16 protein-coding genes are annotated in these 18,390 nt (G+C 65.9%); 6 read left to right on the top strand and 10 right to left on the bottom strand.

Going from position 1 to position 18,390, the window contains the following annotated elements:
• Window positions 1–230: 230 nt before the first annotated feature.
• Genes AC5P7R_RS21470 through rluD form a run of 4 tightly spaced genes read right to left on the bottom strand, consistent with a single transcriptional unit; the run spans window position 231 to window position 2,929 of the window.
• Complete coding sequence (locus tag AC5P7R_RS21470) at window positions 231–668, bottom strand: thiol-disulfide oxidoreductase DCC family protein (protein WP_478436020.1); 438 nt, start codon at window positions 666–668, stop codon at window positions 231–233.
• Window positions 643–1,149 carry a DUF4166 domain-containing protein gene (locus AC5P7R_RS21465; RefSeq protein WP_134731297.1) on the bottom strand — a complete coding sequence of 169 codons (507 nt, stop codon included), beginning with the start codon at window positions 1,147–1,149 and terminating at the stop codon, window positions 643–645. Before AC5P7R_RS21465 ends, AC5P7R_RS21470 begins: the two co-directional genes overlap by 26 nt.
• A gap of 20 nt (window positions 1,150–1,169) precedes the next feature.
• Window positions 1,170–1,940 carry a peptidoglycan editing factor PgeF gene (gene pgeF / locus AC5P7R_RS21460; protein ID WP_478436021.1) on the bottom strand — a complete coding sequence of 257 codons (771 nt, stop codon included), beginning with the start codon at window positions 1,938–1,940 and terminating at the stop codon, window positions 1,170–1,172.
• Window positions 1,940–2,929 (bottom strand): 23S rRNA pseudouridine(1911/1915/1917) synthase RluD, encoded by a 990-nt coding sequence (gene rluD, locus AC5P7R_RS21455; RefSeq protein WP_111098290.1) that lies wholly within the window; start codon window positions 2,927–2,929, stop codon window positions 1,940–1,942. Before rluD ends, pgeF begins: the two co-directional genes overlap by 1 nt.
• Window positions 2,930–3,042: 113 nt before the next feature.
• Between rluD and AC5P7R_RS21450 the strand changes: the two genes are divergently transcribed.
• Entirely contained in the window at window positions 3,043–3,930 is an 888-nt protein-coding gene (locus AC5P7R_RS21450; protein WP_031270743.1) for an outer membrane protein assembly factor BamD, read from the top strand.
• A 190-nt stretch (window positions 3,931–4,120) separates the two neighbouring features.
• Window positions 4,121–5,323 carry a lipase family protein gene (locus AC5P7R_RS21445; protein ID WP_206621696.1) on the top strand — a complete coding sequence of 401 codons (1,203 nt, stop codon included), beginning with the start codon at window positions 4,121–4,123 and terminating at the stop codon, window positions 5,321–5,323.
• 113 nt (window positions 5,324–5,436) lie between these two features.
• Here the strand turns inward: AC5P7R_RS21445 and AC5P7R_RS21440 are convergent, their stop codons facing one another.
• From AC5P7R_RS21440 to sucC, 3 genes are all read right to left on the bottom strand, one after another.
• On the bottom strand, window positions 5,437–7,071 hold the full coding sequence (locus AC5P7R_RS21440; RefSeq protein ID WP_021204204.1) for an NAD+ synthase: 1,635 nt from the start codon (window positions 7,069–7,071) through the stop codon (window positions 5,437–5,439).
• Between the two features lie 241 nt (window positions 7,072–7,312).
• A complete protein-coding gene (gene sucD / locus AC5P7R_RS21435) occupies window positions 7,313–8,188 on the bottom strand; it encodes a succinate--CoA ligase subunit alpha (protein WP_005418610.1) in 876 nt (291 codons plus the stop codon).
• A gap of 24 nt (window positions 8,189–8,212) precedes the next feature.
• Window positions 8,213–9,382: an ADP-forming succinate--CoA ligase subunit beta gene (sucC, locus tag AC5P7R_RS21430; RefSeq protein ID WP_005418614.1), complete on the bottom strand. Its 1,170-nt coding sequence runs from the start codon at window positions 9,380–9,382 to the stop codon at window positions 8,213–8,215.
• A 380-nt stretch (window positions 9,383–9,762) separates the two neighbouring features.
• Here sucC and AC5P7R_RS21425 point away from each other — a divergent pair, with 380 nt between their 5' ends.
• Together AC5P7R_RS21425 and AC5P7R_RS21420 are read left to right on the top strand one after the other, a co-directional pair.
• Entirely contained in the window at window positions 9,763–11,376 is a 1,614-nt protein-coding gene (locus AC5P7R_RS21425; protein ID WP_111098288.1) for a sensor histidine kinase, read from the top strand.
• Window positions 11,377–11,436: 60 nt separating this feature from the next.
• Window positions 11,437–12,810 (top strand): sigma-54-dependent transcriptional regulator, encoded by a 1,374-nt coding sequence (locus AC5P7R_RS21420; protein ID WP_021204206.1) that lies wholly within the window; start codon window positions 11,437–11,439, stop codon window positions 12,808–12,810.
• Between the two features lie 173 nt (window positions 12,811–12,983).
• Here AC5P7R_RS21420 and pilB read toward each other — a convergent pair whose 3' ends face one another.
• The 3 genes from pilB to AC5P7R_RS21405 form a co-directional block, all read right to left on the bottom strand.
• Window positions 12,984–14,711, bottom strand: coding sequence for a type IV-A pilus assembly ATPase PilB (gene pilB / locus AC5P7R_RS21415; protein WP_478436022.1), 1,728 nt, complete (start codon window positions 14,709–14,711; stop codon window positions 12,984–12,986).
• A 222-nt stretch (window positions 14,712–14,933) separates the two neighbouring features.
• On the bottom strand, window positions 14,934–15,347 hold the full coding sequence (locus tag AC5P7R_RS21410; protein WP_021204208.1) for a pilin: 414 nt from the start codon (window positions 15,345–15,347) through the stop codon (window positions 14,934–14,936).
• Between the two features lie 129 nt (window positions 15,348–15,476).
• A complete protein-coding gene (locus AC5P7R_RS21405) occupies window positions 15,477–15,899 on the bottom strand; it encodes a pilin (RefSeq protein WP_021204209.1) in 423 nt (140 codons plus the stop codon).
• Window positions 15,900–16,249: 350 nt separating this feature from the next.
• Here AC5P7R_RS21405 and AC5P7R_RS21400 point away from each other — a divergent pair, with 350 nt between their 5' ends.
• Together AC5P7R_RS21400 and AC5P7R_RS21395 are read left to right on the top strand one after the other, a co-directional pair.
• Window positions 16,250–17,509 (top strand): type II secretion system F family protein, encoded by a 1,260-nt coding sequence (locus AC5P7R_RS21400; protein ID WP_021204210.1) that lies wholly within the window; start codon window positions 16,250–16,252, stop codon window positions 17,507–17,509.
• Between the two features lie 7 nt (window positions 17,510–17,516).
• Complete coding sequence (locus AC5P7R_RS21395) at window positions 17,517–18,380, top strand: prepilin peptidase (protein WP_021204211.1); 864 nt, start codon at window positions 17,517–17,519, stop codon at window positions 18,378–18,380.
• Window positions 18,381–18,390: the final 10 nt, after the last annotated feature.

The raw sequence follows: 18,390 nt of genomic DNA, 5'->3' as shown, positions 1-18,390 counted from the left end.
TTATCGACGTTAAGGTGCGGGATGGGGATCGCTCGGCTCGTCTGTCGGCTGCTACCCGCAGATATCATGTTGACGGTCCCTCCACCCTGGCTCCTACATACCGCGTAGGAGCCGGGAGGAACATACAAGCCATGCTCGGCTGCGTTTTGTAGAGCCGAGCCATGCTCGGCTGCTATTGGCAGGAGAAAAAAGCAAGTCGAGCATGGCTCGACTCTACAAAAGACAGGCGATCAATCCAGGAACCGCGCGGCCTGCTCCGGTGCTGGTAGATGGCAGGTGTCATGCCGACCGAACAAGCGGTAGCGGTTGCGTGCCAGCGCGCGATACGCCGCATCACGCCAGCCGCGCGGCACGAGCCGCAGCACGCCGGCCAGGCGCCATGCGCGGCCCAGCCCGGCCAGTACGCGCAGGATCGCATCGGTATCGGTCCAGGCACCCTGTGCGTCCAGCAGCAGGAACGACATCGGGTCCTGCGGGTCCAGCCCGTGCGCGCGCAGCATCGCGCTGCCCTGTGCGCCCTGCATCGCCGCAAAGCGATAGCGCCCCCTGCGGTCGAAGCGCAGCAGGAAGCGCACCCAGCGGTTGCACAGCGCGCATACGCCATCAAACACGATCACCGCGCTCCCAGCCTCGGCGGCGGCCTCACCGCGGTTCGAGCCAGCCTTCATAGCGGATCAGGGCTCCCACCCAGGGCAGCGTCACATCGACCAGGAAAGTGTAACGCTCGCCCTGCCAGGCTTCGCGGCAACGCGCGCCATCAAACCAGCGCCTTGGCAGCGGCAGCAGCCCGAACGCCCAGACCCGCCGCACCGACCAGTCGATGCCACCCTCGCGGGCTTGCAGATCAAATTCGAAGCGCACCGCGCCCAACTGCTCGCGCAGATGCCCGTCGTGCGCCCACAGCCGCGACACCATTGGCCAGCGGCCGAACCGCCGCGCCCACTGCTCGCCCTGCCGGTAGCGGTTGAACGCCACCTCGGTGGGAAGCGCGTCACCGTCCTGCGGCAACCGCGCCAACGCAGCCAGCAGCGGCACCAGCCAGTGCCGCCCCCTCACGATGCAGGCCTGCCCCACGTAGCGGCACGGCAACGGCGCGGCATGCAGCGCCTGCACCGGTCCTGCCAGGGTGGCGAAGGCCGGCCCCAGCACCCGTGCAAACAGGGGCGTAGTCAGAGTGCGATCCAGGCCAACGTCGCCATGCGTCCGGTGCGGCGGTCGCGCCGGTGCGAGTACAGGTCCGGATCGGCCATGGTCGACACCGTGCCGCCGTATACCTGCGCCGGGTCCATGCCCGCCGCCTGCAGGCGCTGGCGGGCCAACGCGAACAGGTCCACCTTCCAATGACCTGCGCGGGTCGCTGCGAACGCCACCTCGGCGGCCGGATCGTGTCCGACGAAGGCGTGGTAGACCTCTTCACCGATCTCGTAATCGGCCGGCCCGGCTGCCGGTCCCAGCCAGGCGCGCAACTGCGCCGGCGGCGTCTGCATGGCCGCCACGGTGGCCTCCAGCATGCCGTCGGCCAGGCCACGCCAGCCGGCATGCGCCGCACCCACCTCACTGCCATCAGCGGCGGCGAACACCACCGGCAGGCAGTCGGCGGTCAGGATCGCCAGCACCACGCCGGGCACCGAGGTCACCGCGGCGTCGGCCACCGGCTCGGCGGCACCCGGCACCGGCGGCGCGTTGAATCGCAGCACGGTGCTGCTGTGCACCTGGCGCAGCCAGTGCGGGGCCGACGGCAGCGCCAACCCCTGCTGCAGCAGCTGGCGGTTGTGCTCGACGTTGGCGGGGGTATCACCATCGGCCGCGTGCCGGTTGCCCAGGTTGAACTGCGCGAACGGCGCCGGCGAGATGCCCGCACCGTGCCGGCGCGTGGTCAGCGCATGGACGCCCGGAGGCGCCGGCCAGTCCGCCTGCAGCAAGGGCAGCGCGGCGGCCATCACCAGCGGTCCCGCTCGCGTGCGGCGAAGGCTTCGCTGTCTTCGCGCAGCACCTTCATCAGGTGCAGCATGTCCTCCGGCACCGGCGCAGTGTTGCGCACCGGCTCACCGGTGATCGGGTGCGTGAACTCCAGCGTCTCGGCGTGCAGGGCCTGGCGCTTGAAGCCGCGCAGCGCGGCCACCAGCTCGTCGCTGGCGCCCTTGGGCAGCTTCAGCGCGCCGCCATACAGCGGGTCGCCGATGATCGGATGGCGCACGTGCGCCATGTGCACGCGGATCTGGTGGGTACGACCGGTTTCCAGGCGGCACTCCAGCGCGGTGTGTGCCCGGAAGCGCTCGCGCAGGCGGTAGTGGGTCACCGCTTCCTTGCCGTCCTCACGCACCGCCATCTTCAGGCGATCGCGCGGGTGGCGGTCGATCGGGGCATCGGCAGTACCACCGGCCACCAGCGCGCCCATCACGATGGCCAGGTACTGGCGGTGCACGTCACGTGCCGCCAGCTGCTCGACCAGCGCGGTCTGCGCTTCCAGGGTCCTGGCCACCACCATCACGCCGCTGGTGTCCTTGTCCAGGCGGTGCACGATGCCCGCGCGCGGCAGCACCGCCACCGACGGGTCGCGGAACAGCAGGGCGTTGACCAGGGTGCCGCTGTGGTTGCCCGCGCCCGGGTGTACCACCAGGCCGACCGGCTTGTTGATCACCAGCAGGTGCTCGTCCTCGAACAGCACGTCCAGCGGAATGTCCTCCGGCTGGGCGTCGGTCTGGGTTTCCAGTACCACGTTGAGGGTCACCACCTCGCCGCCGCGCAGCGGATCGCGCGGGCGCACCTGGGCACCGTCCAGCAGCACCTCCCCGGCCTTGATCCATTCGGTCAGGCGCGAACGCGAGTATTCGGGGAACAGTTCGGCCACGACGGCGTCGAAACGGCGCCCGGCAGCGGTGTCGGGGACGATGGCCTGGCGGGCCGATTCAGAGGGTTGTTCAGACATGGCAGGGGGCATTCTTTGAAATTTTGGGGTCCCGGCGGCCGGTTTCAGTCGCTGGACAGGACACTAGGCTATCATCGACCCTTCGTATTCCAGCCGCGTCCCGCCTCGACCCCATGATCCGACGCTCCGCCATGCTCTCCGCGCCCGTCCGCCTCACCGCCCTGCTGCTGGTGCTGGTCATCGCCGCCACCGGCTGCCATCGCGGCGCCAAGAAGGGTGATCGCCCCGATGAAGGCGTGCCGGTCGAACAGCTGTACGAGAAAAGCCACAAGCTGATGCAGGGCGGCAACTGGAGCGGCGCCGAGGCCAGCTTCCGCCGCCTGGTGGCCCAGTATCCGTACGGTCCGTACACCGAGCAGGCGATGATCGAGACCGCCTACGCCCAGTACAAGGCCGGCAAGCACGATGACGCGGTGTCCAGCATCGACCGCTTCATCCGTACCTACCCGACCCACCGCAACATCGCGTACCTGTACTACCTGCGCGGCCTGGCGAACTCCAACCGCAGTACGGTTTTCCTGCGTCGCGTATGGGCGTTGGATGCCAGCCGCCGCGACCTGTCCACGCCGCACCAGGCGTATTCGGACTTCAACATCGTGGTGGACCGCTATCCGAACAGCCGCTACGCCGCCGATGCGCGCCAGCGCATGCTGGAACTGCGTGACGTGTTCGCCCAGCACGAACTGGACAACGCCCTGTACTACATGCGCCGCGGCGCCTGGGTCTCGGCCGCCGGCCGCGCCAACTACCTGCTGGAAACCTATCCGCAGAGCGCGTTCCAGTACGACGCCGTTGCTGTCCTGGCCGATTCCTACACCCACCTGGGCAACAAGACCCTGGCCGATGATGCGCGCCGCGTCCTGCAGTTGAACCAGCCGGACCACCCGTGGCTGGAAGGCAAGTGGCCGAAGTACCCATGGATGATCCGCAAGCTGAACCCGTTCGCTGGCGAGAAGTCCGCCAGCACCGGCCAGCGCAACGCGCGACTGGAAAAGAAATAAGAAAAAGGCCCCGCAAGGGGCCTTTTCTTTGTCGGTTATCCACGCCATGCGTGGACGGTTCGTGCGCCCATGGACCACGACACTAGGAATTCTACGAATCCCCGGCGGATGCGACGCCGGTCCCAATCGGCGCGGGCGAGCCCCTCCACACTGCGGCGCAACGGCCATCCCGGCCGTGAAGGAGCGCCTCATGACCCCACCGCCACGCCATTTCCGTCCCCGCGCCTGCCTCCTCGCCACTGCCCTGCTGGCGCTGTCCTCGGCCTCCCTGGCTGCCGCACCGGCAGCACCGGGCGATCTGCTGTCTGCAGCCCCCTATCGCGCGTCGTGGGTGCCCTCCAAGGCCGCGCACGCCTACAAGCTGTACTACCGTACCCCGGATCATCGCGGCCAACTGGCCGAAGGCACCGGCCTGCTGTACCTGCCCGCCGGCACGGCGCCGGCGGGCGGCTGGCCGGTCGTGTCCTGGGCGCATGGCACGCAGGGCATCGCCGATCGCTGTGCGCCTTCGGTCTCCGGCCCGTACCAGCCCGCGCGCGACGGGCGCTTCCTCGATCAGTTCCTGGCGCAGGGCTATGCCGTGGTCGCGGCGGATTACCAGGGGTTGGGCAGTCCAGGCAGCCATGCCTATCTGCATGTGCGCACTGCCGCGCGCAACGCCATCGACATGATCAAGGCCAGCCGCCAGTACCTCGGCAACGGGACGCTGTCGCCGCGCTGGGTCTCGGTCGGCCATTCGCAGGGCGGTGCCGCCGCGCTCACGGCGGGCCACATCGCCCCCTCCTATGGTGGGCCGTCGTTGCAGTACCGCGGCAGCTTCACCACCGGAACGCCCACCGCAGTCGAACTGACCGCGCTAGTGATGAAGCCCGACAACCGCACCGCCAATCCGGGCGCGCTCAACGCGTATCACGCGTATCTGCTCGATGGCCTGCTGCAGGCCGCGCCGCAGATCGACCGCGTCCTCAGCGATGAAGGCCGCGCGCGGGTGGCGGTGGCACGCGAGCAGTGCCTGGGCGAACTGGCCGTCACCCTGGACGGCGCGGACACCGGCAGCATGTTCACTGCACCGCTGACCCACGTGCCGGGCATCTGGGCCGTGCTGTACGACTACCTTGGCGTACCGCGCCGCGGCTTCAGCCAACCGCTGATGCTGGGCCACGGCAGCGAGGACCGCGATGTGCCGTATCTGACCACCCTGCTGTATGCCGCAGGCCTGGCCCTGCGAGGCGAGCCGGTCGCGTTCCGGCGCTATCCGGTCGATCACCGCGGCACGCTGGACGCGGCGGCGGCGGATGGCCTGGCGTTCGTACGTGCGCGGTTTGAGGATGGCCACTTCAGCGACGCTGCGGAAACTGCCGGCATCGAACAGCTGCTCGACGAAGTCCCGTAGATCCATGCCACGCGTGGATGATCTTCGACCACCGTGCGGACCAAGGTCCGCACCCACCGGAGAGGGCCGACGGGTTGCCGGCCAGCGGCCGGCACTGCCCACCCTCCGTTGCCTCAGCCCTTGTAGCCGTTGCTGATCGGGTAGCGACGCTCGCGACCGAACGCCCGGCGCGACACCTTCGGCCCCGGCGCGGCCTGGTGCCGCTTCCACTCGCTGATGCGTACCAGGCGCAGCACGCGGTCAACCACGGCCGCGTCGTAGCCGGCGGCCACGATCTCCGTGCGCGACTGTTCCTGGTCGATGTAGCGGTACAGGATGCCGTCCAGCACGTCATAGGCCGGCAGCGAATCCTGGTCCAGCTGGTTCTCGCGCAGCTCGGCCGATGGCGGGCGGCTGATCACCGCCGGCGGAATCACCGGCGCGCCGCCCACGGTATTGCGCCATTTGGACAGGCCGAACACCTCGGTCTTGTACAGGTCCTTCAACGGCGCATAGCCACCGCACATGTCGCCGTAGATGGTGGCGTAGCCGACGGCGTACTCGCTCTTGTTGCCGGTGGTCAGCAACAGGCCGCCGAACTTGTTGGCCAGTGCCATCAGGATCACCCCGCGGCTGCGCGACTGCAGGTTCTCTTCGGTCACGTCCGGCGCGGTGCCTTCGAACATCGGCGCCAGCGATTCCATCAGGCCCTTGAACGCCGGCTCGATCGAGACCGCTTCCAGCTTCACGCCCAGTGCCTGGCACTGCTCGGCGGCCAGGTCGTTGGACATGCCGGCGGTATAGCGCGACGGCAGGCGCACGGCGGTAACGTTCCCAGCGCCGAGCGCGTCGACCGCCAGCGCCAGTACCAGCGCCGAATCAATGCCACCGGACAGCCCCAGCCACACCTTCTTGAAGCCGTTCTTGCGGCAGTAGTCCTGGATGCCACGGGTCACGGCACGCCAGGCCAGCGCGTCCATGCTCTCGTCGCCATCGTCCATCCACACGTGCGGCATGAAGCGGCGGGTCTCACCGTCGTACTCCACCACCAGCCACTGGTCGACGAAGGCAGCGGCAGCCGGGTGTACCGTGCCGTCACCATCTGCCACCACCGACGCGCCGTCGAACACCAGCGCATCCTGGCCACCGACCACGTTGAGATAGGCGATGGCCGCCCCGCTCTCGCGGGTGCGTGCGGCCAGCACCGCGTCGCGCTGGGCGTGCTTGCCCCGCTCGTACGGCGAGGCATTGGGCACTACCACCAGTTGCGCCCCCGCGCGCACGGTGTCGGCCAGCGGCTCGGCGAACCAAAGGTCCTCGCAGATCAGCAAACCCACCGGAATGCCATTGACCTCGAACACACAGCTGCCGCCGTCCGGATCGACATCGAAGTAGCGACGCTCGTCGAACACCGCGTAGTTGGGCAGCTCGCGCTTGCGGTAGGTCTGCTCCAGCAGGCCATCGCGCAGCACGCTGGCGGCGTTGTAGACCACCGCACCAGCCGCCTGCGGCCAGCCGACCACGGCGGTGATGCCACGGCAGGCAGCAGCGATACGGCCCATCGCCTGCTCGCATTCGTACAGGAAGCCGGGACGCAGCAGCAGGTCCTCCGGCGGATAACCGCTCACTGCCAGCTCGGGGAACATCACCAGCTCGGCGCCATACTCGTCGCGCGCCTGTCCGATCATCTCGATGATGCGCTCGGTGTTGCCGGCGACATCGCCGACCGGGAAATCGAACTGCGCCATCGCGATGCGGATCGAAGCCATGGGAATCCAGCCTGTGGTTGCAATGCGCCCATTGTAGCGCCGCGTCGTGCGCGCGCCGGGGGCGTTCACTGCGTGGACAGCCCCGGCTCAGTAGATCCACGCCATGCGTGGATGGGGTTACCCGAATCGCCAGGGCGCCAGACGCAGAAAGGCCGCCCGGAGGCGGCCTTTCTGTTTTGCAGCAGCCGGTGGGAAGAGCAGTCGACTAACAGTCGACTCTACAATCCCCCGCCCAGCGGTCTTACTTGACCAGCTTGGCGATGGCGGCGCCCAGGTCGCCCGGCGAACGGACGGTGACGACGCCAGCAGCTTCCATGGCGGCGAACTTGCCTTCGGCAGTGCCCTTGCCGCCCGAGGCGATCGCACCGGCGTGGCCCATGCGCTTGCCGGCCGGAGCCGACGCACCGGCGATGAAACCGACGACCGGCTTCTTCACGTGGTTCTTGATGTACTCGGCACCGGCTTCCTCGGCGTCACCGCCGATTTCGCCGACCATGATGATGCCTTCGGTCTGCGGGTCTTCGTTGAACAGCTTCAGGCAGTCGACGAAGTTCAGGCCATTGATCGGGTCGCCACCGATGCCGATGCAGGTGGACTGGCCCAGGCCGACTTCGGTGGTCTGCTTGACCGCTTCATAGGTCAGGGTGCCCGAACGCGACACGATGCCGATCTTGCCCGGCTTGTGGATGTGGCCCGGCATGATGCCGATCTTGCACTCACCCGGGGTGATGACACCCGGGCAGTTCGGACCGATCAGGACGGTGTCCGGGTAGGAACGGGTCAGCACGTTCTTGACGCGCAGCATGTCCAGCACCGGGATGCCTTCGGTGATGCAGACGATGACCTTGATGCCGGCAGCAGCGGCTTCCAGGATCGCATCGGCCGCGAACGGCGGCGGCACGTAGATGACCGACGCGTTGGCGCCGGTGCTCTGCACGGCATCGGCAACGGTGTTGAAGACCGGCAGGTCGATGTGGGTGGTGCCACCCTTGCCCGGGGTCACGCCGCCAACAACCTGGGTGCCGTACTCGATCATCTGAGTGGCGTGGAAGGTGCCCTGCTGGCCGGTGAAGCCCTGCACGATCACCTTGGTGTTCTTGTTAATCAAAACAGACATGGGAATTTCCTTCGGTGTCGTGGATCAGGCGGCGTTCTTGACCGCTTCAACGACCTTCTTGGCGCCGTCGTTGATGTTGTCAGCCGGGATGATGGCCATGCCGCTGTCACGCAGCAGCTGCTTGCCTTCTTCCACGTTGGTGCCTTCCAGGCGCACCACGACCGGAACCTTGACGCCCACTTCCTTCACGGCGGCGATGATGCCTTCGGCAATCATGTCGCAGCGGACGATGCCGCCGAAGATGTTGACGAAGATGCCTTCGACCTTGTCCGAGGACAGGATCAGCTTGAACGCTTCGATGACGCGCTGCTTGTTGGCACCGCCGCCCACGTCCAGGAAGTTCGCCGGCTCGCCGCCGTTGAGCTTGATGACGTCCATGGTGGCCATGGCCAGGCCGGCACCGTTCACCATGCAGCCGATGTTGCCGTCCATGGTGACGTAGTTGATGTCCAGCTCCGAAGCAGTCACTTCGGTTTCGTCTTCCTGGGACTTGTCGCGCATCGCGACCAGTTCCTTGTGGCGGAAGTTGGCGTTGTCGTCGCTGTTGAACTTGCCGTCCAGCGCGTACAGGTTGCCATCGTCCAGGATGGCCAGCGGGTTGATCTCAACCAGCGCCAGGTCCTTTTCGTTGAAGATGCGGTACAGGTTCACCATGATGTTGGCGAACTGGCCGGCCTGCTTGGCGGTCAGGCCCATCTTGAAGCCGATGTCACGGCCGTGGTAACCCTGCACGCCCTCGACGAAGTCCACGTTCAGGGTGTGGATCTTGTCAGGGGTCTCGGCAGCGACCTGCTCGATTTCCATGCCGCCTTCGGAAGAGGCGATGTAGCTGATGGTGCGGGTGCCGCGATCCACCAGGACCGACAGGTACAGCTCCTTGACGATCTCACCGGCGGTGGTCACCAGCACCAGGTTGATCGGCAGCTCGACGCCGGCGGTCTGGTAGGTGGCCATCTTGGTGCCGAGCATCTTGGCCGCTGCGGCCTTCACATCATCGACGGTCTTGCAGAACTTGACGCCGCCAGCCTTGCCGCGGCCGCCAGCGTGGATCTGCGCCTTGACCATCCAGGGGCCCTGGCCCAGCGACTGGGCGACTTCAACCGCCTCGTCCGGGGTCGCCGCGACCTTGCCGGCCGGGACCGGGATGCCGTATTCGGCAAGCAGTTGTTTTGCCTGGTATTCGTGGAAATTCATGCGTCACCGTGGGAATAGGAACGACCGCACGCAATTCCTCAGGGCCCCCTGGAAGAGGCACCGGCACGGACCGCGGCGGGCCCACTATTGTGGCCGAGCCGGCGCCGGGGCGCAAAGAAGTCTGTACAAAACGCCAGACGCGGGCGGATTTTCGCGGTCATTCAGGCAGTTGCGCCCGCCCTGGCGCTGGCCTCCGGTCTCCGCGGCGGGCCAAATGCGCGATGCGGGGCGGTCCCGCGGCGCCAGCGCAGGGGCCCTATACTGGCCCTCTCGAGCACGCTCGACACTACATCGACGCGACGTGCCCGCCCGGCCTCAGGGGATGCCAGGCAGGCCCGCCGCAGATTCCAGACCCAGGCAGCCAGAAGGGGAGTTCCGGCGTGTCACCCAGTGCTTCATTGATCGACCGCATCGAATCGATTCCGCGGCGTGAGCTGTACTTCTTCGCGCTGTACCGGGTGCTGATCGCCGCAGTCATCGCCGGCCTGCTCTACAGCCCCCTGTCCGGCATGGTCGGCGAGGCCCACCACCCGCGCCTGGCCGATACCGTTGCGGCCATCTATCTGGTGCTGTCGCTGCTGGCCCTGGCGATCGGCCGCAACGAACGCTGGCTGCGCCCCATCGTGGTCACCAGCGTGCTGGTGGATATCATCGCCGCCACCCTGCTGGCGCACGCCCTGCCCGGCGCCAGCGCCGGCATCTCGATGTCGCTGCTGTTCAACATCGCCGCGGCCGCCACCCTGCTGCCGCTGAGCTGGGGGCTGGGCCTGGCAGTCGCGGCCAGCCTGGCCACCGGTACCGAATACCTGTGGAAAGTGCTGGAAGGCGGCGATCCCACCCGCACGCTGGCCGAGCTGGCCATGTTCGCCACCAGCTACCTGGCGCTGGCCTTCATCAGCTACCAGGTGGGCAGCCGCGCACGCCGCAACCAGCAGCTGGCCAACCAGCGCGGCGACGAAGTAGCCAACCTGTTCCAGATCAACGAACTGATCATCCGCCGCATGCGCACTGGCGTGCTGGTGGTAGACGCCGACAACCGCATCACCCTGGCCAATGAAGCGGCCTCGATGCTGCTCGGTGACAATGACGGCATCGGTGAGACAGGACGCCTGGATCTGGCCAGTGCCGCGCCGGAACTGGCGCGCCGCCTGCAGCGCTGGCGCAACGGCTGGGCGCAGGACGAACTGCCGCTGCAGCTCAACCCCGACCAGCCGGAAGTGCAACCGCGCTTCGCCCGCCTGCTGGCGGGCAGCGAGCTGGCCCTGGTGTTCCTGGACGATTCCAGCGTGGTCTCGCGGCGCGCCGAATCGCTCACCCTGTCGGCCATGGGCCGCTTCTCGGCCAGCCTCGCCCATGAAATCCGCAACCCGCTGGCGGCGATCAACTATGCCGTGCAGCTGCTGGAAGAAGGCACCGGCTTCAACGAAAGCGACCGCCGCCTGCTGCAGATCATCCGCCAGCAATGCCAGCGCACCAATGGCATCGTCGAAAGCGTGCTGGGGCTGGCACGGCGCGAACGCGCCACGCCCGAGAACGTCGACCTGGTCGCCTTCGTGCGCCGCTTCGTGCTGGAGTACAAACAAGGCCAGACGCTGGAAACCGACAGCATCGAACCGATCATCAGCGGTACGGCGGTGATGGCGCAGGTCGATACCAAGCACCTGTACCAGGTGCTCACCGTACTGGTGCACAACGCATTGAAGTACGGCCGCATCGGCCAGCAGCCGGCGCGGGTGCGCCTGCGCGTGGCCCAGCACGAGCGCAGCGCGGTGATCGACGTGATGGACCGTGGCCCGGGCATTCCCGAGAGCGTGGCCGCACAGCTGTTCCGTCCGTTCTTCACCACCTCCGAGCACGGCACCGGGCTGGGCCTGTATATCGCCCGCGAGTTGTGCCGGGCCAACCAGGCACGCCTGGACTACATTCCCGTGCCCGCCGGCGGCTCCTGCTTCCGCCTGGTGCTGCCCGGCCCCCACACGCTGCTGCCCACCTGATTGCAGATCTGTGCGTCAAACATTTGTCGCTTCCAGCCCCCTCGTTTATCTTTCACGCCCATGAACGAAACCCGCAGCGCCCTCGTCGTCGACGATGAACGCGACATCCGCGAACTGCTGGTACTGACCCTTGGCCGCATGGGCCTGCGCATCAGTACCGCCGCCAACCTGGCCGAAGCCCGCGAGCTGCTGGCCAGCAATCCGTACGATCTGTGCATCACCGACATGCGGCTTCCGGATGGCAACGGTATCGAGCTGGTCAGCGAGATCGCCCAGCACTACCCGCGCACGCCGGTGGCGATGATCACCGCGTTCGGCAGCATGGACCTGGCCGTGGAAGCGCTGAAGGCCGGTGCCTTCGACTTCGTCAGCAAGCCGGTGGACATCTCGGTACTGCGTGGCCTGGTCAAGCACGCGCTGGAACTCAACAACAGCGAACGCCCTGCGCCCGGCCCCGCCACCGAACAGGCAGCACGCCTGCTCGGCGCTTCGCCGGCCATGGACGTACTGCGCACCACCATCAGCAAGGTCGCGCGCAGCCAGGCGCCGGTCTACATCCTCGGTGAATCCGGGGTTGGCAAGGAACTGGTTGCTCGCACCATCCACGCCCAGGGCGCGCGCGCGGCCGGGCCGTTCGTGCCGGTCAACTGCGGCGCCATTCCCGGCGAGCTGATGGAAAGCGAATTCTTCGGTCACCGCAAAGGCAGCTTTAGCGGCGCGCATGCCGACAAGCCCGGCCTGTTCCAAGCCGCGCACGGCGGCACCCTGTTCCTGGACGAAGTGGCCGAGCTGCCGCTGCAGATGCAGGTGAAGCTGCTGCGCGCGATCCAGGAAAAGTCGGTACGTGCGGTGGGTGCGGCCAACGAGGAACCGGTGGATGTGCGCATTCTCTCGGCCACCCACAAGGACCTGGCCGAGCTGGTCGAGGACGGGCGCTTCCGCCACGATCTGTACTACCGCATCAACGTGATCGAGTTGAAGGTGCCGCCACTGCGCGAGCGCCGCCAGGACCTGCCGGAACTGGCCGCTGCCGTGTTGGCGCGGCTGGCCCGCAGCCACGGCCGCGCCACCCCGCTGCTGGCGCCGTCGGCGCTGGAAGCGCTGGCCCACTATGCGTTCCCGGGCAATGTGCGCGAGCTGGAGAACATTCTGGAACGCGCGCTGGCACTGGCCGAAGAAGACCGCATCGGTGCCGACGACCTGCGCCTGCCGCAGCACGCCCCGCGTGCGCCGGGCAGTGCCGCGCCCGCCGAAGCCGTGGCCGACCTGCAGCCCGGCAGCGCCGCCCTGCCCTCGTACATCGAGCAGCTGGAGCGCAGCGCCATCCAGCGCGCGCTGGAGGAGAACCGCTGGAACAAGACCCGCACGGCTGCGCAGTTGGGGATTACCTTCCGCGCGCTGCGCTACAAACTGAAGAAGCTGGGGATGGAGTAGAGCCGAGCCCATGCCCGGATGCGCGGTGGTCGGGACCGCGCCATCCACGCATGGCGTGGAACTACTATGGGATCCGTGGCCGATCATCCACGCATGGCGTGGATCTACTGTAGAACCGAGCCCACGCTCGGCTGCTCTTCGGTACCTCAGCCGAGCATGGGCTCGGCTCTACCTCAATCCTTGGTAACGCGATTGATCTCCGCCAGGCTGGTGATCCCGGCCGCAGCCTTCTTCAACGCAGACTGCCGCAGGTCGTTCACCCCGATCTGCTGCGCCGCCTCTGCAATCTGCAGTGCATTGCCACCGGCCAGCACGATGGTGGCGATCTCATCGGTCATCGGCATCACCTGATAGATACCCGTTCGGCCCTTGTAGCCCTCGGTACACTCATCGCAGCCCACCGCCTCATACAACTGGATGCCCGCATCCAGCTGCGCCTGGGTGAAGCCCTCGGCCAGCAGCGCGTGCTCCGGCAGGTTCGCCGGGCGCTTGCAGTTCGGGCACAACCGGCGTGCCAGGCGCTGCGCGATCACCAGCGTCACCGAGCTGGTGATGTTGTACGGCGCGATGCCCATGTTCATCAGGCGCGCGATGGTCTGCGGCGCATCGTTGGTATGCAGCGTGGACAGCACCATGTGGCCGGTCTGCGCCGCCTTGATCGCAATCTCCGCCGTCTCCAGGTCGCGGATTTCGCCGACCATGATGATGTCCGGATCCTGTCGCAGGAACGAGCGCAGCGCCGCGGCGAAGGTCATGCCGCGCTTGTTGTTCTGCTGCACCTGGTTGACGCCGGGCAGGCGGATTTCCACCGGGTCTTCGGCGGTGGAAATGTTGCGCGTCTCGTCGTTGAGGATGCCCAGCGCGGTATACAGCGAAACGGTCTTGCCCGAACCGGTCGGGCCGGTCACCAGCACCATGCCGTAAGGCTTGTGGATCGCATCCAGGAACAGCTTCTGCTGGTCCGGCTCGTAGCCCAGTTTGTCGATGCCCAGCTTGGCCGCGCTGCCATCCAGGATACGCAGCACCACCTTTTCACCGAACAGGGTCGGCAGCGTGCTGACGCGGAAATCGATCTGCTTGGTCTTGGACAGGTTGAGCTTGATGCGCCCGTCCTGCGGCACGCGCTTTTCGGCGATGTCCAGCTGCGCCATCACCTTCAGGCGCGCGGCAATGCGCTGGTTCAACTTCACCGGCGCGCGCGCCACCATCTTCAGCAGGCCGTCGATGCGCAGGCGCACGCGGTAATCGTCTTCGTAGGGCTCGAAGTGGATGTCCGAGGCCCCCTTGCGGATCGCATCGACCAGTACCTTGTTGACGAACTTCACTACCGGGGTGTCGTCGCCCTTGGCGTCGATGCCGGCGTCGGTGCCCGCGCCTTCGTCGTCGCCCAGGCCGACATCGAGGTTGGCCATGCCTTCGTCGTCGCCGCCCAGCGCGTCGCCGATGGTGTCATGGCTGGCGTGCCACTGTTCCAGCGTGCGGCGGATCTGGTCCTCATCGACCAGGATCGGCTCCACCACCAGGTTGGTATGGAACTTGATCTCGTCCAGCGCATGGGTCGGATTGCTGGTACCCACGAACAGCTTGCCGCCGCGTTTGAACAGCGGCAGCACGTTGTGCTTGCGCAGCAGCTCCTCGCTGACCAGGCTCATGGCGTTCTGGCTGGCGTCGAACGTGGACACGTCGAACAGCGGCATGCCGAACTCGACCGCGTTGGCGGCGGCGAGCTGCGGGGCACTGACCAGCTTGTTCTGCGCGAACCAAGTGGGCAGCGGCTGGCGTGCCGCAGCGGCCTTGGCCATCGCATCGCGGGCGGAGGCCTCGTCCAGAGCACCGTCCTGGACCAGGCGGCGGGCCAGGCCGGTGATGCCGACGAGGTTGGCGGTGGTTAAAGCACTCATATGAATCCTTGGCTCATGGGTCTGGCAGTACCACGCACCTTCCCGAGGCGAAGCACCGGGCAGCAGAACCTGCCACGGCCCCGTAGCCGTTGGCATCGCCCATCCATAAGCAACACTGCCGTGCCTGAACCTTCCGGCCCGGCAGGCATGATCCTGACTCCCCCAAGCATGATAGCCCCGTCAACGATCCGCCAACATCCCATTGGCGGACCAGAATTTCAGTCAACAGCCTGCCGGACGATACCGCGCTTCAAAGGCACTGCCATCGCAGCTCCAGACGCCATTCGCCGCACGGCGGAGGATGATATCTTTGCCCTGCACCGCGCTACCGCCTTGCAGCGTGCAGCGAATGCTGCCGATCCCGACGCTGTCCAGCTCCGCTTCAATCGTCGGGCAACGCTGAGTCGGCATCAGGCCAATGTAGGCTGCCGTTACAACACTGGCATCTTTTGCGTCCTGGGCCACGTACTCCATCGTGGTTTTCCCTGGTCGGATATCGGCCAACGCGGCACCTACTTGCGCCTTGGCAATGTAGATTTGGTAAAGAGGCACAGCGATGGCAGAGAGGATTGCAATGATCGCGATGACGATCATCAGTTCGACGAGGGTGAACCCCGCTTCGTTTGGATGCTTCATGACCAGTCTGTCCCCAAACAGATTGTCAAAATCTCACCTTCGGGCCGTTTGCGTCAGCGTCCCGATACCCCATACACAAGAGCCCCGCGTAGCGGGGCTCTTGCTCACACGATGAAAACAGCTATCCGATTACGGGTTTGCTGCAGCTTCGCCACAACCAGCCGGACGATACTTGCTTTCCAAATCAGTGGTGCAAGTCCAAGCACCGGCTGCACTGCGGTTCAGGGTGACATTCTTGGTAGCAACCTTGGAATTGCCCTTCAGCACGCAAGCAATCGAAGCGGTACCGTCCTCGGCATCGCCGGTACCGGAGATTGCGCAGCGCTCAGTCGACGCGGTCAGACCGATACCAGCAGCGTCGGCGTAGTTCTTGCCTTCATTCAGTAGAACTTCGGCCTGGGTCTTGCCTGGGGTGATTTCGGCGAGGCCGGCAGTTGCCTGCGACTTGGCCACGTAATCCTGGTACATCGGCAGAGCGATGGCGGCCAAGATGGCGATGATCGCGACGACGATCATCAGTTCGATAAGGGTGAAGCCCTTCTGGTTCTTCATTGTGGTACATCCCCAAGATAGTGGTGGTTGATTTCGGTGGACAGGTTCGGTCCGGCCAGCGCCGGTGAGCGGGTCCCGCCCCCTGCGGGTAGATCAACGCAGGTTGCGTGCCAACCCCGGCACGCCTCCCCAAGACTCCCCCTGCCAATGATGGCAGTAATTCTGCGAATGGGAACCCCCCACATCCGAATCTGCGATGGACGCGGCAATGTGACGCAGTACGTCACCTTTGGCCGTCCGCCGGCACGAAATCGCACGCCGGACCGCCTTCCAGCTGCCCAGATGGCGATGAACCGGCTACCATCGACGGCTAGACGCCCGCTGGGGATGGCGGGTCTTGGGGAGCCTATATGTCTGTCAGTGGCAGTGCGATCAAGAAGGAGCCCGTGGCGCGCAGCACCACGGAGCTGCAGCCGTTTGTCTGGGAGGGGACCGACAAGCGCGGAGTGAAGATGAAGGGTGAGCAGATGGCAAAGAACGCCAATCTGCTCAGGGCCGAACTCCGCCGACAAGGGATCAATCCGGGCCAGGTCAAGGCCAAGCCCAAACCGCTGTTCGGCGCAGCAGGCAGCAAGATATCGCCGAAGGACATTGCGTTCTTTAGCCGCCAAATGGCGACGATGATGAAATCCGGTGTGCCAATCGTCTCGGCACTGGACATCATTGGCAGCGGGCACAAGAACCCGCGCATGAAAAAGATGGTGGACTCGCTTCGCACCGATATCGAGGGCGGCTCGTCGCTCTATGAAGCGGTCAGCAAGCACCCGGTGCAGTTCGACGAGCTGTACCGCAACCTGGTCAAGGCTGGCGAAGGCGCTGGCGTACTGGAAACGGTGCTGGACACCGTCGCCACGTACAAAGAGAACATCGAAGCCCTGAAGGGGAAAATACGCAAGGCGATGTTCTATCCGGCAATGGTGCTGGCGGTCGCACTGATTGTCAGCGGCATTCTGCTAGTGTGGGTGGTTCCGCAGTTTGAAGACGTATTCAAGGGTTTCGGCGCAGACCTCCCCGCCTTCACCCAGATGATCGTGAATATGTCCCGGTTCATGGTGTCTTGGTGGTGGCTGATCCTGATCGTCATCATCGGCTCCATTGCGGGGTTCATTGCCGCCTACAAACGTTCACCAGCGCTGCAACACAGCATAGATCGGCTGGTCCTACGGGTGCCGGTTATCGGTCAACTCATGCACAACAGCGCCATTGCGCGGTTCGCACGTACAACAGCAGTCACCTTCAAGGCAGGTGTGCCCCTGGTGGAAGCACTGGGTATCGTTGCCGGGGCCACCGGCAACACGGTGTACGAGGAAGCCGTCTTGCGCATGCGCGACGACGTCTCCGTGGGCTATCCGGTGAACGTGGCGATGAAACAGCGCAACTTGTTCCCTCACATGGTCATCCAGATGACCGGCATCGGTGAAGAGGCCGGCGCCTTGGATGCCATGCTGTTCAAGGTGGCCGAGTACTATGAGCAGGAGGTCAACAATGCCGTTGATGCCCTCAGCAGCCTGCTGGAACCGATCATCATGGTGATCATTGGTACCATCGTCGGCGGCATGGTCATCGGCATGTACCTGCCGATCTTCAAGCTCGCTTCCGTCGTCGGATAACACATACATGGCATTTCTCGACCAGCATCCCGGCCTCGGCTACCCCGCCGCGGCCGCCCTGGGACTGCTGCTGGGCAGTTTCCTCAACGTGGTCATCCTGCGCCTGCCCAAGCGGCTGGAGTGGCAGTGGAAGCGCGATGCGCGCGAGGTCCTGGAGGAACCGGACTTCTATGAGCCCCCCCCACCGGGGATCGTGGTGGAGCCGTCGCACTGCCCGCACTGCAAGCACAAGCTGAGCTGGTACGAGAACATCCCGCTGTTCAGCTGGATCATCCAGGGCGGCAAGTGCCGCCACTGCAAGGCGCCGATCTCGCTGCAGTACCCGCTGGTGGAGGCGCTGACCTCGGTGCTGGTGCTGGCTTGCGTCTGGCAGTTCGGCTTCGGCTGGCAGGGCTTCGGCGCCATCGTGCTGACGTGCTTCCTGATCGCCCTGTCCGGCATCGACCTGCGCACCCAGCTGCTGCCCGATCAGTTGACCCTGCCACTGATGTGGCTGGGCCTGATAGGCAACATCGACAACCTGTACATGCCGGCAAAGCCTGCATTGGTCGGCGCGGCGGTGGGCTACCTGTCGCTGTGGATGGTCTGGTGGCTGTTCAAGCAGCTGACCGGCAAGGAAGGCATGGGCCACGGTGATTTCAAGCTGCTGGCCGCGCTCGGCGCCTGGTGCGGGCTGAAGGGCATTCTGCCGATCATCCTGCTGTCGTCGGTGCTGGGCGCCATCATCGGCTCGATCTGGCTGTACAGCCGGGGCCGTGACCGCGCCACGCCCATTCCCTTCGGGCCGTATCTGGCCATCGCCGGCTGGCTGTACTTCATGTGGGGCGCACCGCTGGTGGATCAGTACCTGATGATGAGCGGGCTGCGCTGAGGGGAGTCCC

Source organism: Stenotrophomonas sp. YJH_SMC_27 (genome assembly GCF_059369815.1).
Note: the sequence above shows the minus strand (reverse complement) of the source record. Positions and strands in the feature narration are given on the sequence as shown.